Genomic DNA, 14283 nt, shown 5'->3' with positions numbered 1-14283 from the left:
ATGCCGCTAAAGAGCAAGCGCAGAGTGACGACTATTCACAGCAAACTAATGATTCAAATGATGAGGCAGATGCTAAGCCGCAAGCTGACGCTCCTGAATCTAACGAAGATAAGAAAAAAGCCGCTGTTGCAGCCGCTATCGCCAGTGCTAAAGCGAAAAAAGCCGCTAAAGAGCAAGCGCAGAGTGACGATTCTTCACAGCAAAAAAATGATTCAAGTGCTGAGGCAGAGGCCAAGCCGCAATCTGATGAAACTGAGTCTAGCGAAGATAAGAAAAAAGCAGCGGTCGCTCGTGCCATTGCAAGAGCTAAAGCGAAAAAGTTACAACAAGAAGGAAACGATAAGTCATGAAACTAACCATGGCGAGTTCGCCGCATAATCATAGCCATAAATCATTAAGCCGATTAATGATGACAGTGATTGCTGCGTGTATTCCAGGCTTAATCGCGCAAGTTTTCTTCTTTGGTAGCGCTGTGTTAATTCAGCTTGTTCTCGCGCTGATTACTGTTAGTGCCTGTGAAGCCGCTGTATTGATGCTTCGTAAACGCAAAGTTTGGCCAACACTTAGTGATGGCAGTGCGTGGTTAACTGGCGTATTACTGGCGTTGAGTATTCCGCCTTTAGCGCCTTGGTGGATTATCGTAATTGGCTGTATGTTTGCAATTGTTAGTGTAAAGCAGCTTTATGGCGGCCTTGGCTTTAATTTATTTAACCCTGCTATGGCAGCTTATGTATTACTACTTGTATCGTTTCCGGTGCAAATGACCAGCTGGTTACCTGTTAGTGATTTACTTGCATCTCCAATCAGCTTCTCACAACAGCTGTTTGTTATTTTCAATGGCTTTACCAGCGCTGGATTTAGTGTCGATCAGTTACGTGTAGCGATTGATGGCACAACCATGGCAACACCGATTGATACCGTTAAAACAGATGTCGCCCATCACCTAACGGTGGCTGAGAGCATGAGTAAACCTCTTTTTAATGACTGGTTTGGCCTTGGTTGGGGCTGGGTTAACCTCGGCTTTTTAATCGGGGGGCTTTATTTATTAAAAGCTAACATCATTAATTGGCATATCCCTGTTAGCTTTTTAGCCTCATTGGCCGTGTGCAGTGGTATTGGTTATATTGCAGCTCCTGGCACAGAGCCAGGCGTGGTATTTCATTTATTCAGTGGTGCGACAATGTTAGGGGCATTCTTTATTGCCACCGATCCTGTTTCTGCATCAACAACGAATAGAGGCCGTTTAATTTACGGTGCGTTAATTGGTCTACTTGTTTACTTAATTCGTACTTTCGGTGGTTACCCTGATGCAGTGGCATTTAGTGTATTGCTGTTAAATATGGCGGTGCCTTTAATTGATTACTACACGCAACCACGTACTTACGGCCATGGGGTGAAATAATGATCCTTTCCTCAATGACTAAAAACGGCACTATTCTTACTGCATTTGCACTTATTACCACAGGCACTGTAGCCCTGACTCATAGCCTGACTGCTGAGCGTATTGAAGAGCAAGAAAAGCAACAACTTGCAGAGCAGCTACAGCAAGTACTTGATGCCCATCATTATGACAATCAACTATACAAAGATTGTGTCGTGATCACCGATGAGCGCTTAGGGCCACGTCCAGAGCAAGTTATTTACCGCGCCTACAAAGACACTAAACCGTATGCTTTAGTGATGCGCCATGTAACACCAAGTGGTTATAGTGGCGATATCAACTTATTAACGGCGGTGTTTGCCAATGGTGAAATAGCGGGTGTTCGTGTAACTAAGCACGAAGAAACACCGGGCCTTGGCGATAAAGTTGAGGTCAAAAAATCAGACTGGATCACTCTTTTCAAAGGGCAAAATGTACTGAGTGAAGATGATAGCCGCTGGGCTGTTAAAAAAGATGGTGGCCAATTTGATCAATTTACTGGCGCAACCATTACACCGCGTGCCGTTGTCGGCTCAGTAAAACAAGCTGTGCTGTTTGCCCAAGCTGAATTTGATAATCTGTTTGCTGCACCAAACATCTGTCAAGGAGCCAAGTAATGAGCCAAGTTAAAACTTTATTTAAAGATGGTATGTGGGCTAATAACCCTGCCCTTGTGCAGTTATTAGGCTTGTGCCCGCTACTTGCTGTTACTTCGACGGTTACCAATGCATTAGGCCTTGGTTTAGCGACTTTATTGGTACTGGTTGGTTCTAATGTCACCGTATCGATTGTGCGTAACTGGGTACCAAAAGATATTCGTATTCCTGTTTTTGTGATGATCATCGCAGGCTTTGTGACCATCGTGCAGCTGATGATGAATGCCTATACATTTGGGCTTTATCAATCATTGGGGATTTTTATTCCGCTTATTGTTACCAACTGTGCCATTATCGGTCGCGCAGAAGCATTCGCCTCTAAAAATACAGTGCCACTTTCAGCCTTTGACGGACTGATGATGGGACTTGGCTTTATGTTAGTTTTAGTGGTGCTAGGGGCAATGCGAGAGCTTATTGGTCAAGGTACACTATTTGATGGTGCTGATTTATTATTAGGGCCATGGGCTGCTGCACTTCGAATTGAAGTATTCAGTTTTGATAACCAATTTTTATTAGCTATCTTACCACCGGGTGCCTTTTTAGGACTTGGTTTACTGATTGCTGCAAAAAATGTCATTGATACACAAATAAAATCTAAGCAAGTTGTTACTCCAGAAGTAGAAAAAGGCCCAAGAGCCCGAGTAACAAGTTTAACTTAAAGGAGAGCACGCACCGTCACTGCGTGCTTTACGCCACCATGAATAAAGAAAAACGCTATGAGATCTTATCTCGTCTACGTGAGCAAAACCCGCACCCAGAAACAGAGCTTGAATACTCAAGCCCGTTTGAGTTATTAGTTGCGGTTACCTTATCAGCACAAGCTACAGATGTGGGTGTTAATAAAGCAACCCGTAAGCTATTCCCTGTTGCTAACACGCCTCAAGCGATTCTTGATTTAGGCCTTGAAGGCCTTCGTGATTACATCAAGACCATTGGTTTGTTTAATTCGAAAGCCAATAATGTCTATAAAATGTGTGAGATTCTGGTCAATAAACATAACTCAGAAGTACCAGAGAATCGTGAAGCGCTCGAAGCATTACCCGGTGTTGGCAGAAAGACCGCAAATGTTGTTTTAAACTGTGCCTTTGGCTGGCCAACAATTGCTGTAGACACTCACATTTTCCGCGTTTCTAACCGCACTAAGTTTGCCATGGGTAAAGATGTGGTGGCAGTTGAACAAAAATTAGAAAAAGTGGTACCTAAAGAATTTAAGGTCGATGTGCATCATTGGTTAATTCTGCATGGCCGATATGTGTGCACGGCTCGCAAACCTAAGTGCGGCAGTTGTATTATCGAAGATTTGTGTGAATTTAAAGAAAAGACAGAGTAATTAAGTATTATTGCTGACCTGCATTAGCTTGTTAGATGTAGTTGAACCTTCATTTGTTGATGCAGAATTCTCACAATGAAAATATCGTTGGCTCTTTTTTTAAAAAAGATGTAGTGCTTTCTAAATATATACCGAGAATATCCTGGCTTGATATCGCTAACATCTTGAGCAAGGCTCGGCTCAGTAGACAAAGCCATTAGCGTTTCATGAATTCCAATTAAATAGTTTTCTGCTTGAGAAACACCGAATTCAATTTCGGTGTACTGAAAAATACGCTCCAAGTCATACTGAGCTTTATTAGAGAGAATATATTTAGCCATTCGCTTTAAGTTTTGTTTTTGGATTTGGATATAATATCTAAAACCGTTAACTCACTCTCACCACTTAGCTCACCCTCTACTAATGCCATTCTAATAGCATCTTTTTCACTCTGATTATGGCGGATCAAATCGCGGATATAATCACTTGCATTTGAGAATCGACCTGACTCAACTTGGGCATCAATCCATGAGCGCATTTCATCTGGAATAGAGATATTTAAAGTTGCCATAGTTAATTCCTATATATTTACAGTCTTTGATTATGGCAGATATTGGCAAACATTGGCAACAAATATGGTCGATATGCACCAATGGTTAATCCTTGATAGGCACTATATGTGTAACGTTCTTAACCTTTTCTATCACACCCTTTGCGCATTGTGCCAAACACAGGGTTTGGCACAATGTTCCTAGTCATTATCGTGGGTTTTGGCTCACCTGCTTTTTAATAAACTCTCGCGTATCTCTTAGCAGCGCCACTCTTGCAGGTTCGTGAACATACATCATGTAACCGCCGTGATAATAGTGATAGTCAATTTTATCAGCGTATATACCGTGCCTATTTAAGGTGTATTCAGCATCAAAAAATGGCGTGACAATATCGTAATAACCAGAGGTAACCATCACTTTCATTTGCGGATTGCTGCGAAGCACATAAGATAAATCTGGCGCTGTATTGACGTATCTTGGCTCCCAGCCTTGTCCATCAGAAGCAGTGCGCCAGCGCCAGTTATCTGATAACTAAGGATCGCCAGGGTTTAGGTATTTTCTTTTCCACTGTACGTTTAAATCTGTGCGCATGTATTTCATCAGTGCCGCTTTTATATGCTGGCCCTATCACTTTTGACGCGTCTTGCTTAGGAGCTGCTGTTAAATCGTCTCGTTCATCAAGCTTATAACGTCCATCAAGAAAGCCTACTGCGACGCCCTCATCACGCAATAACTCTTTAGCGAATCTGAACGCGTTAATACGTAAATCAACCTTTTACTTAAACGATTACTTTTACAGTAAGAACATCTAATTTCAACTATCTGCGATTAACACGTAAAAAGCTTATCTTTCTCGGTATAAAAAATATCAAAGTATTAATTTCACAAGCTTCCATCCTTTCGTTATGCTGTTGAGTAATGTGAATTTTTTTATGAGAGTTGCAATGTTACCTTTACTTCGTATCTTATTAATTGAGCAAGATCCTGCCACCTTAAAAGAGCTTTCAACGAACCTAGAAAAAACAATCCCTAATTTTGAGCGAAGTGATGTTGATATCGACATTATCGAGTGCATAGAGCTCAAGCAGGCGTTGAAATATGTAGAGGAAGATGGCGATATTCAAGCTGTAGTACTTAGTTGGGATGTATTGAATAATGGCGAGCGCACCTATAGCCGTTTTATCGAGCAATTAAAAGGCATTCGCCTAGAACTGCCTGTCTATGTTATTGGTGACGATACGAAAGGCTTGGAGATAGTCAACGAGTCAGAAGAAATTGAATCTTTCTTTTTTAAAGATGAGGTCATTTCAGACCCAGAAGCAATCTTGGGCTATATGATCAATGACTTTGATGATCGTGCAGAAACCCCATTTTGGACCGCCTACCGTCGTTATGTAGGTGAATCGAACGATTCATGGCACACACCTGGTCACAGCGGCGGTGCTAGCTTTAGAAATTCTCCGTATATTAAAGACTTTTATCAGTTTTATGGCCGTAACGTATTTGTTGGCGACCTGTCGGTTTCTGTCGACTCGCTTGGCTCATTATCAGACAGCACCAACACCATAGGCCGCTCTCAAGAATCAGCGGCGGCGACATTTGAAGTAAAACATACCTACTTTGTTACCAATGGGTCATCCACTTCAAATAAGATTATTTTGCAAACTTTACTACGTAAAGGCGATAAGGTGATCATCGACCGAAACTGCCATAAATCAGTACATTACGGCATTTTGCAATCGGCTAGTTTACCAATTTACTTATCGAGTATTTTAAATCCTAAATATGGTATCTTCGCGCCCCCTTCACTGGCTGACATTAAGCAAGCTATTGAACAAAATAGCGATGCTAAATTATTGGTTTTAACTGGCTGCACTTACGATGGCCTGCTTAGCGATTTAAAACAAGTGGTTGAATTTGCACACCAGCACGGTATTAAAGTGTTTATCGACGAAGCGTGGTTTGCTTACTCGCTTTTCCATCCAAGTTTACGCCACTACTCAGCTATAAATGCTGGCGCAGACTATGTTACCCATTCGGCACATAAAGTGGTTTCAGCGTTCTCTCAGGCGTCTTACATTCATGTTAACGACCCTGATTTCGATGCCGATTTCTTCCGTGAGATCTACAGTATTTACGCCAGTACCTCGCCAAAATATCAGCTCATTGCCTCGCTGGATGTATGCCAAAAGCAATTAGAAATGGAAGGTTATAAATTACTGAATGCCCTGCTGAATCATGTTGCAGAGTTTAAGCAGCAAATGGCATCACTGAAACATATTAAAGTGCTCGATAAGCAAGATTTCATGGACATATTCCCACATTTTAGTGGCGATAACATGGGTCACGATCCGCTGAAGATCCTTATCGATATTAGTGAGTTACCGTATTCATTAAAGGATATTCATAAATTTCTATTAGATGAAATTGGCCTTGAAATCGAAAAATATACACACAGCACCATTTTAGTTTTACTGACTCTTGGCGGCACACGCTCAAAGATCATTCGCCTTTACAATGCGCTTAAGAAACTCGATAGCGGTAAAGTAAAACTCGCTACTTCAATGAGGCGCACACGCCTACCAGAGAATCTACCCGGGATTGACTTAGCCTGCATTCCTAGTGATGCGTTCTATGGCGAACGCGAATCTGTGCCAATTAGCAAAAGTAACAACCGAATTTGTGCCGGATTAGTGACGCCTTATCCTCCTGGTATCCCTCTGTTAGTGCCGGGGCAACATATCACTAATGAGCATATCGAATATCTTAAAGAGTTGGCGGGACAAGGTCTGACAATTCAAGGGAGCTTTGATGGTGAAATTTATGTTCTTAAAGGTAAAGTGAAAAGCTAAGCTTTCACTTATACCGCAAATACCTCATTGTTATGCAGCAACCTCTATTCATTGCTGCATAACATCACTCTTTTCATATCAAACGCTTTGTCTCAATGCTACTGTGCATGCAATCGAAATAACTTATAATCCATTTTTAATAATTTTAATGCGCAGCGTTGTACCATGCTGCGTTATTGAAATTGTGCGAATTTAAAGACAAGAAAGAGGATGCTTAAAATGCGCTTATTACACACAATGCTTCGCGTTGCTGATTTAGATAAATCAATTGAATTTTATACGCAGGTATTAGGTATGAAAGAGCTGCGCCGTGCAGACAACGAAGAGTACCGCTACACCCTTGCTTTTGTCGGTTATGGTGACGAAAAAGATTCGACCGTGCTTGAGCTTACTTATAACTGGGATACAGACAGCTATGATTTAGGTAATGCATATGGTCATATTGCTATCGAGTTTGATGATATTTATAAAGCCTGCGAAGACATTAAAGCTGCTGGCGGTAATGTGAGTCGTGAGCCGGGTCCTGTAAAAGGCGGCACAACTGAAATTGCATTTGTTAAAGACCCAGATGGTTATGCAATTGAGTTAATTCAGAAAAAAGATAACAACACTTTTTGATTCATACCGGCTATTTCAGCGATTGCTGAGATAGCCACTTTGCGAGTGCTTTTTCAAGTTCAGTAAAATTAATTGGCTTTGCGATATGGTCACTGATACCAATTTTTGCACTTGTTTCGATGTCGTCTTTCATCGCATTAGCACTGACTGCAATAATCGGCGTATCAAAATCTGGCCTTGCAAGTAAGTTTTCGCTGGCAGTTAATCCATCCATCACCGGCATTTGAATATCCATTAAAATCAATGCGTAGTTTTGTGTTAGGGTTTTCTCACAGGCAATTTTTCCATTTTCTGCCAATTCATAATTTAGACCTAATTGAGTTAAATACTTAGTGATAACAATTTGGTTAATCGGGTTATCTTCAGCAATTAATATTGGCTTGTCGACGACTTTAAAATCGAACTGAGTGTCTTCATCTGATTGGTGTACTTTTGCACTAGCGTCCTGTGGGTTTAGTGATTTAAAATTAACATTAATGGTAAACTCGGTACCTTTGCCAAGCTCACTGTCGATAGCAATAGTGCCACCCATCAAATCAATCATTCCTTTACTGATGGCAAGCCCAAGACCGGTCCCTCCATATTCACGAGTTGTGCTAGTTTGCGCCTGAACAAAAGGATTAAACAAGGCCGTTATTTTATCTTCAGCGATACCTATGCCTGTATCTTTTACCGATAACACGACGGCTGTCTGGTGTTCATCTCGGCTTTGCAGAATAAGCGAAAGAACGATCTCTCCTTGATGGGTGAACTTAACGGCGTTAGAGAGCAAGTTAATCAGCACTTGTTTAACACGTATTTCATCACATTCAACATTCAGCGATTGTAATGGGGAGACGTCAAGCCGGCAGCCAACTCCTTTGGCATCACAACTCGGTTTGAATAGTAAGATAAGGTCATGGCAAAGCGCGACTAAATCACATTGTCGCGACTCGAGCTCTATTTTATTGGCCTCTATTTTTGAAAAGTCGAGAATATCGTTAATCACGGTCAATAGCACATCACTACAGTTATTAATTTGCCTTACAAACTCTGCTTGCTCTCGTGTTAGCGTGCTTTTATTGAGTAGCTGCAAAAAGCCCACAATACCATTCATCGGAGTGCGTATCTCATGGCTCATATTGGCTAAGAATTGGCTTTTAACTTGCTCAGAGCGCTCAGCGCGAAGTTTTTCTAATTGCAATGAAGTAATTTGTATATCAATGGTATCAGCCATGCTGCTGAGCGAATCAGCAATATCTTTAAACTCTTGATAATGAAAATCGTCGGTATCTTGTTTGTAATTACCTAATGCATATTCTCGGCTAAGAGCAGTAATACGATTTAGTGGGTTATGGAGACGTGCCGTCAACCAACGCACTGAAATAAATGAAATAATAGAGAGTCCTACAATTAACAACCCTGCCAATATAGCCGTTTGCTTTACAGCGCTGGTGTAGGTGGTTTTTGCTTCATTAATTTGGAATCGTAAACTGGTTGGCTTACCTGCATAAAAAACATTACTGATTGAGGCCTGCCCCATTAATTTGCCGTTATCGCCAGCATCGCCCACGCTATATAAAATGTTATCTTGTGCAGTAATTTGTACCTGCTTACCTGCTTGATAAACCGGTTGTTCATTATGTATTGCAAGCCACTTTAACGCCTCTGATAAAGGCACAAAAGACACTAACACGCCCGTTTTGATTATTGGCTCACTAAGAGAATCTTGCTCATGTAACAACTTAGATGTAATTGCCAGTAAGGCATTTTGTTTTGCCTCTGCAGGCGCAAATAATTCACTAACTTGGGGGTTATCGATAATTTGAACTGTGTTTTGCTCTGTTGATGTCTTGGCGCTGTCGAGAATGCTTTTTGTGAGTTTATAGTTCAAATTTAAAGAGGTAATAGGGTAACCTTCAACTATAAAGCCTTGATTATCAATTACAATCGATGCTTTTATCTGTGGATTCTGGGCAACAAACTCCTGCAGTTGTACAAGCGCGAACTGTGAGTACACCACTTTATTGGGCAACTCAGTTATCGCTTTAGTGCTACTAAGCAATTGGCTATTTTTCTCAAGCTTAAATAATAGTTGTTCAAGACTGGCCGCATTATTTCTAGCTTGCCATTGTAAACTCGTATTTGCTTGGTCAATTGAGCTTAAATAGAATCGCCCTATCATCAAACCTGCAAGGATCAGCAGGGGAATAATGACCAGTAGTAATACACTGATAAATAAGGCGCGACTAAAGCGTGGACTACTCATTCAGCCCCTTCATTGGCAATCGAACGCTCTGCCAACCCTTGCATAAAAAGCCCCGCTTGCTCAGCAGTTAAGGCACCACTGCCATAGCGAATAAACCCTTTATTTAATACTTCCCATACGATGATCATAGATGCGGTAGAAGGCATAGGTTTTGTAAATTGTATGGTATCAATTAAGGTTGATAACTCAGTGCCTTGTTGTGCTTTTAGGTTATTTAAAACCTCAGTGTTAACTGGGATATCTTGAAGTTTTTGCCAAACCAGTGTTTGGAATTTTTCCGCTTGAACCAATTTAGCAAATTTGATCAAGCTGTCTTTATTTGCACCATTTAAAGCATGGTTTGGAAATGCCAGCACAAAGGTTGAGTAGTAAGGCTGCATATACTCACCATTGAGTTTCGGTAATTGTTGTATTCCTAAATTATTACCCAATGCCTCTTCATACGTTTTTAATGCCCATGCACCATCAATGGTGAAGGCGGCTTGCTGCGCTTTAAATGCATTATTTGAGCAAGTGTAATCGCACTGCCTATCAACCAGGTTTTGTTTATTTAAACCCCAAACAAATTTGAGAGCCGATTGCATTGCTGGTGTATTTAGCTGAACTTGATTATCTACAAGTAGATCACCACTAAAAGCCGATAGGAACGGGATAAACCAATACATTTCCATAAAACTCCATGTAACGAGTTTCACTTTTTCAGGCAATGAAGGTTGAATTTGGTATATATCCTGCCAGTTTTCTATTGGCTCTTTAACAAACTGCTTATTATAAAAAAGTAACAAGTGATTCCCTTGAATGATGGGTATACCTAAGAGCTCATTGTTTAACTTTGCAGTTTCTAAGGTTCGCTTGTCTGTGGTATCAGCTATGAGTGAGTCTGGAATGGTGCTGTAGTTGGCATATTTATCAAGGCCTAAGTGATCAGCGGGTACAATAATTACGTCTGTTGAGGTGCTGGTACTAGTATTTTGTACCAACCTTACCTTTAGCGCCTTTTGGTCAACCAATACAGAGTTAACCGTTAAACCGTTTTGCTCTGCAAACTCACTAAGCAATTGGTTAAAATGTTCATGCTTCATGGTATGGGCTAGGTTTATAGTTGCTGCATAGCCATCAAACGTAACTAATAGCACCGCCAGCCAAAATACTCGCCACACGCTAATGTCTACTCAAAATGAATTAAAATTACTTTTTAGTTAAGCACATATGCCTTAAATTGCCCAGCCTAATCAAGGGTTTTCTTAAATCTAAATGCAGCCACAGCCAAGCCCAAAATAGTAAAAGCTAAAAGCCAAAGTAAGTCACTGCTCATACTTATTAAATTAACATCTTTTAGCACGATTCCGCGTATTAATCTTAGGTAATGCGTTGCGGGCAGGCACTCAGCAAGCCATTGCGCTGCCTTTGGCATACCTTCATAGGGAAATACAAAACCTGACAATAAAATAGAAGGTAATAGAATGAAAATTGTCATTTGCATTGCTTGAAGCTGGTTTTTAGCGATGGTTGAAAGCACTAAGCCAAGCACTAAACTGGCACATATAAAGGCAAAGGTTGCGACAACCAATGCGACTAAACCACCTCCAAAAGGAATATGAAACAAGAGCTTACCCATGCCTAATATAATAAATAACTGAATAAAACCAATGAAGATATAAGGCACCACTTTACCGATCATTAATTCAAGCGAGCTTAACGGTAAGGTGATTAAGAGCTCCATATTACCTCGCTCTTGCTCTTTAACAATGGCAGCAGAGGTAAACATAATCATCGTCATGGTTAAAATAACAGCAGCTAAACCTGGCACAATATTCACTGCAGAGCGTTGCTCTGGGTTATAAAATAAGGTCGTCTCAAAGGTTGGGTATGTTCTATTCGCAGGCTTATCGAGAAGCTCTGCAAGCGGCATATTGCGCAGCGATTTTATGCTCGACGCGACCATTGTATCTGAGCCGTCAACTAACCAATGTGCAATTGGCCTGACTAACGACTCATTACTGCCATCAGGCAAACCAAAACCCACTGTTGGGTGCTGGGCAAGTCGGTTTGCCACATCGTGGGGTATAAATAGCACAGCCCGCACTTTCGCGCTCGCGATTGCTGTTTGTGCCTGTTCAATACTGTCGTAATAATCCGTCACTTTAACCACATTTGTCGCCGATACTGTTTGTACTAAAATGCGACTGAGCGCAGTTTGACTATGATCGACCACTGCAACAGGGATATCTTTAACGTTGGTGTTAATAGCGTAACCAAATAGAATCAGTTGGATAAGGGGGATCATCACCACCATCGCAAAGGTCATTCTATCGCGGCGTAATTGTAGTAATTCTTTGCTTACAATTGCTTTTATGCGGCTTAATGAAGTCATAATACTCATTGTCTGCCCTGCCCTGTGCAGGTGACAAACACGTCTTCAAGGCTTGGGCGCACACTATTTACTTGCCAAGTATCCTGATAAAATGATTGCTGTTTTATGAACTCAACGGGGTCTTGAAGATCTTTTTTTACTAATACTCGCAGCTGTGCACCTAATTGAGTGGCTGAGATAACATGGTCGATTGTTGCGAGCTGTTTTTTTAATTCTCTGGTTTGCGCCCCTGCGATTTCTACAACATGAGCGTGCATGTCTGTCATTAATTGCTTTGGAGAGCCATCCGCGCGTTTAATACCAGATTCTAAAATGGCTAAACGATGACAACGCTCAGCTTCATCCATGTAATGGGTGGTGACTAATATCGTGGTACCGGCATTACTTAAATCAAACAGTGTTTCCCAAAAATCACGGCGATTTTGTGGATCGACTGCCGATGTTGGTTCATCAAGAAATAAAATTTTCGGTTTATTAATCACTGCAGCAGCCAATGCTAAGCGCTGCCGTTGGCCCCCACTCATACTTCCGGCCATTTGATCTGCTCTTTGATCGAGACCATAGGTATGGAGCAATTCGTCAATTCTTTGTTGTTTTTGTTGCTTTTTAAACGGGTAAAGCGCCGCCATGAACTTTAGGTTTTCAAGCACGGTCAGGTCACTATAAAGTGAAAACTTTTGTGTCATATAACCAAGTTGCGTTCTGAGCTTTTCAGCATCTTTTGGCAAACTCAAGCCAAGCACATTGATATCACCAGAGGTCGGCTTCAATAGCCCCGTAAGCATACGGATTGCAGTCGTTTTACCACAGCCATTAGGGCCCAAAAAGCCATAAATTTGCCCTTGCTCAACGTCTAGATCAAGGTTATCAATCGCTTTTAAATCGCCAAATTGTTTTACCAAACCTTTGGCATGGATCACCGATTCAGTCATGGCATAAACACTTGAGCAGGTACGCCTGTCGGTAAATTATTTTCACTGACAGGTAGTGTTACCTCAGCAAGATACATTAATCTCGCACGCTCTTCCTGATTAAGGGCATAAAAAGGCGTGAACGCAGGCTCTGAGGCAATCCATGTCAGTTTACCCTGTATATTTTTATCTATGCCATCGACACGAACCGTAAGTGTCATACCCTGATTGAGCTTGGCACGATATGGTTCAGGGATATATACGCGCGCATAAGGTGCGCTGTTTGCTTGAACGATAACGACTGGGCTGCCTTTGGTAACTCGCTCACCTACGTGCCAAGGTAAATTATCGACCCTGCCAGCACGCATCGCTTTAATTGTCAGGTCTGAGAGGTATTTTTGCTGTACTTTTAGTTCTGCTTCTGCCGACTGAACTTGCGCTTTCGCACTATTGATATCTTCAACGCGAGAACCATTTGTTAACTCATTTAAGTTCTGCTTTGCTGATTCTAAATTAGCGAAAGTCTCATCTCGTGCAGCGGTAGCACTGTCTAAGGTTTCTTGGCTTGCGAGTTTATCTTTAACTAAGGTTTTTGCACGGCGAAAATTAGCTTCGCTTTGCGTATATGCAGCATTGGCTGCTGCTACTTTGGCTGATGCGGCAGCAACTTCTTCGGGGCGAGCACCATTCAAGGTTTTTTCAAGAAATGCAGTGGCTTGAGCTAATTGAGCTTGTGCTTTAGCAACAATCGCTTGTTGTAGTTCGGCATCAAACTTTGCAATCACCTGCCCTTTTTCGACCAACTGGCCTGCTGAAACGGGTAAATCGATCAGTATTTCGTTAGTCGTTGCAGGATGGATCACACGCTCACGCTCAAGCGTTCCTAGCGCTACTCCCTCATTTGAGTCTGAGCAAGCAGTAATGACTAAAGAAATTAGTATGAGTACAACACGTTTAGCTAACATTTTAATTTCCTTATGGTTAGCTGATGAGTTGCTAGATACTATAAAGTATTAAAATGATCTGTAAAAGTGATCTATAGGAATTAAAGTTTTAGAAATATATGGAGTCTATATCGTAAAGATATATAGGGAATAAGGAATATTAAGTTGAAAAATCTTAGTTATATTTGAAATGATATATGGATAGTCTTCCCAATACATTACTTACTTAAAGTAAGTGGCGTCCCCAAGAGATTCGTACTCTTGATAACGTTGTGCATAGATTGCGCGGTGTTCACAGCCCCACTACACATAACCTACTTGAATAAGTGGCGTCCCCAAGGGGATTCGAACCCCTGTTACCGCCGTGAAAGGGCGGTGTCCTAGGCCTCTAGACGATGGG

14 protein-coding genes and 1 pseudogene are annotated in these 14283 nt (G+C 41.4%); 7 read left to right on the top strand and 8 right to left on the bottom strand.

The annotated features are described in order from the left end of the window. The 5 genes and pseudogenes from ISP07_RS19675 to nth all read left to right on the top strand — a co-directional run. Positions 1-350: pseudogene (locus ISP07_RS19675) on the top strand (electron transport complex subunit RsxC); the annotation flags it as partial. Beyond that, positions 347-1402 (top strand): electron transport complex subunit RsxD, encoded by a 1056-nt coding sequence (gene rsxD, locus ISP07_RS19670; RefSeq protein ID WP_209328647.1) that lies wholly within the window; start codon positions 347-349, stop codon positions 1400-1402. The pseudogene ISP07_RS19675 and the gene rsxD, both read left to right, overlap by 4 nt. Further along, complete coding sequence (gene rsxG, locus ISP07_RS19665) at positions 1402-2037, top strand: electron transport complex subunit RsxG (protein ID WP_209328646.1); 636 nt, start codon at positions 1402-1404, stop codon at positions 2035-2037. Before rsxD ends, rsxG begins: the two co-directional genes overlap by 1 nt. Beyond that, complete coding sequence (locus ISP07_RS19660; protein WP_209328645.1) at positions 2037-2735, top strand: electron transport complex subunit E; 699 nt, start codon at positions 2037-2039, stop codon at positions 2733-2735. Before rsxG ends, ISP07_RS19660 begins: the two co-directional genes overlap by 1 nt. Before the next feature lie 38 nt (positions 2736-2773). After that, on the top strand, positions 2774-3406 hold the full coding sequence (nth, locus tag ISP07_RS19655; RefSeq protein WP_054553695.1) for an endonuclease III: 633 nt from the start codon (positions 2774-2776) through the stop codon (positions 3404-3406). A gap of 23 nt (positions 3407-3429) precedes the next feature. On the opposite strand, the gene ISP07_RS19650 is transcribed toward nth, so the two are convergent. The 3 genes from ISP07_RS19650 to ISP07_RS19640 form a co-directional block, all read right to left on the bottom strand. Then, positions 3430-3726 (bottom strand): type II toxin-antitoxin system RelE/ParE family toxin, encoded by a 297-nt coding sequence (locus ISP07_RS19650; RefSeq protein ID WP_138602595.1) that lies wholly within the window; start codon positions 3724-3726, stop codon positions 3430-3432. A gap of 5 nt (positions 3727-3731) precedes the next feature. Beyond that, positions 3732-3956 carry a type II toxin-antitoxin system ParD family antitoxin gene (locus ISP07_RS19645; RefSeq protein WP_054553697.1) on the bottom strand — a complete coding sequence of 75 codons (225 nt, stop codon included), beginning with the start codon at positions 3954-3956 and terminating at the stop codon, positions 3732-3734. A gap of 187 nt (positions 3957-4143) precedes the next feature. Continuing rightward, positions 4144-4359 (bottom strand): hypothetical protein, encoded by a 216-nt coding sequence (locus tag ISP07_RS19640; RefSeq protein WP_209328644.1) that lies wholly within the window; start codon positions 4357-4359, stop codon positions 4144-4146. A gap of 521 nt (positions 4360-4880) precedes the next feature. Here ISP07_RS19640 and ISP07_RS19635 point away from each other — a divergent pair. Both ISP07_RS19635 and gloA read left to right on the top strand, forming a co-directional pair. After that, a complete protein-coding gene (locus ISP07_RS19635) occupies positions 4881-6788 on the top strand; it encodes an aminotransferase class V-fold PLP-dependent enzyme (RefSeq protein WP_209328643.1) in 1908 nt (635 codons plus the stop codon). 219 nt (positions 6789-7007) lie between these two features. Further along, positions 7008-7406: a lactoylglutathione lyase gene (gene gloA, locus ISP07_RS19630; RefSeq protein WP_054553771.1), complete on the top strand. Its 399-nt coding sequence runs from the start codon at positions 7008-7010 to the stop codon at positions 7404-7406. A 10-nt stretch (positions 7407-7416) separates the two neighbouring features. Here the strand turns inward: gloA and ISP07_RS19625 are convergent, their stop codons facing one another. From ISP07_RS19625 to ISP07_RS19605, 5 genes are all read right to left on the bottom strand, one after another. Continuing rightward, positions 7417-9654 carry an ATP-binding protein gene (locus ISP07_RS19625; protein ID WP_209328642.1) on the bottom strand — a complete coding sequence of 746 codons (2238 nt, stop codon included), beginning with the start codon at positions 9652-9654 and terminating at the stop codon, positions 7417-7419. Continuing rightward, complete coding sequence (locus ISP07_RS19620; RefSeq protein ID WP_209328641.1) at positions 9651-10814, bottom strand: sugar ABC transporter substrate-binding protein; 1164 nt, start codon at positions 10812-10814, stop codon at positions 9651-9653. The genes ISP07_RS19625 and ISP07_RS19620 overlap by 4 nt, the downstream gene beginning before the upstream one ends. Positions 10815-10882: 68 nt before the next feature. Then, complete coding sequence (locus tag ISP07_RS19615; RefSeq protein ID WP_182911238.1) at positions 10883-12028, bottom strand: ABC transporter permease; 1146 nt, start codon at positions 12026-12028, stop codon at positions 10883-10885. 5 nt (positions 12029-12033) lie between these two features. Continuing rightward, positions 12034-12960, bottom strand: coding sequence for an ABC transporter ATP-binding protein (locus ISP07_RS19610; protein WP_209328640.1), 927 nt, complete (start codon positions 12958-12960; stop codon positions 12034-12036). Continuing rightward, positions 12957-13904, bottom strand: a complete 948-nt coding sequence (locus ISP07_RS19605; protein ID WP_209328639.1) for an HlyD family secretion protein — start codon at positions 13902-13904, stop codon at positions 12957-12959. The genes ISP07_RS19610 and ISP07_RS19605 overlap by 4 nt, the downstream gene beginning before the upstream one ends. Between the last annotated feature and the right edge of the window lie 379 nt (positions 13905-14283).

It is taken from the genome of Pseudoalteromonas sp. PA2MD11 (assembly GCF_017808125.1).
GTDB classification, from domain to species: Bacteria; Pseudomonadota; Gammaproteobacteria; order Enterobacterales; family Alteromonadaceae; genus Pseudoalteromonas; species Pseudoalteromonas simplex.
This window is presented reverse-complemented; position numbering and strand designations above follow the sequence as displayed.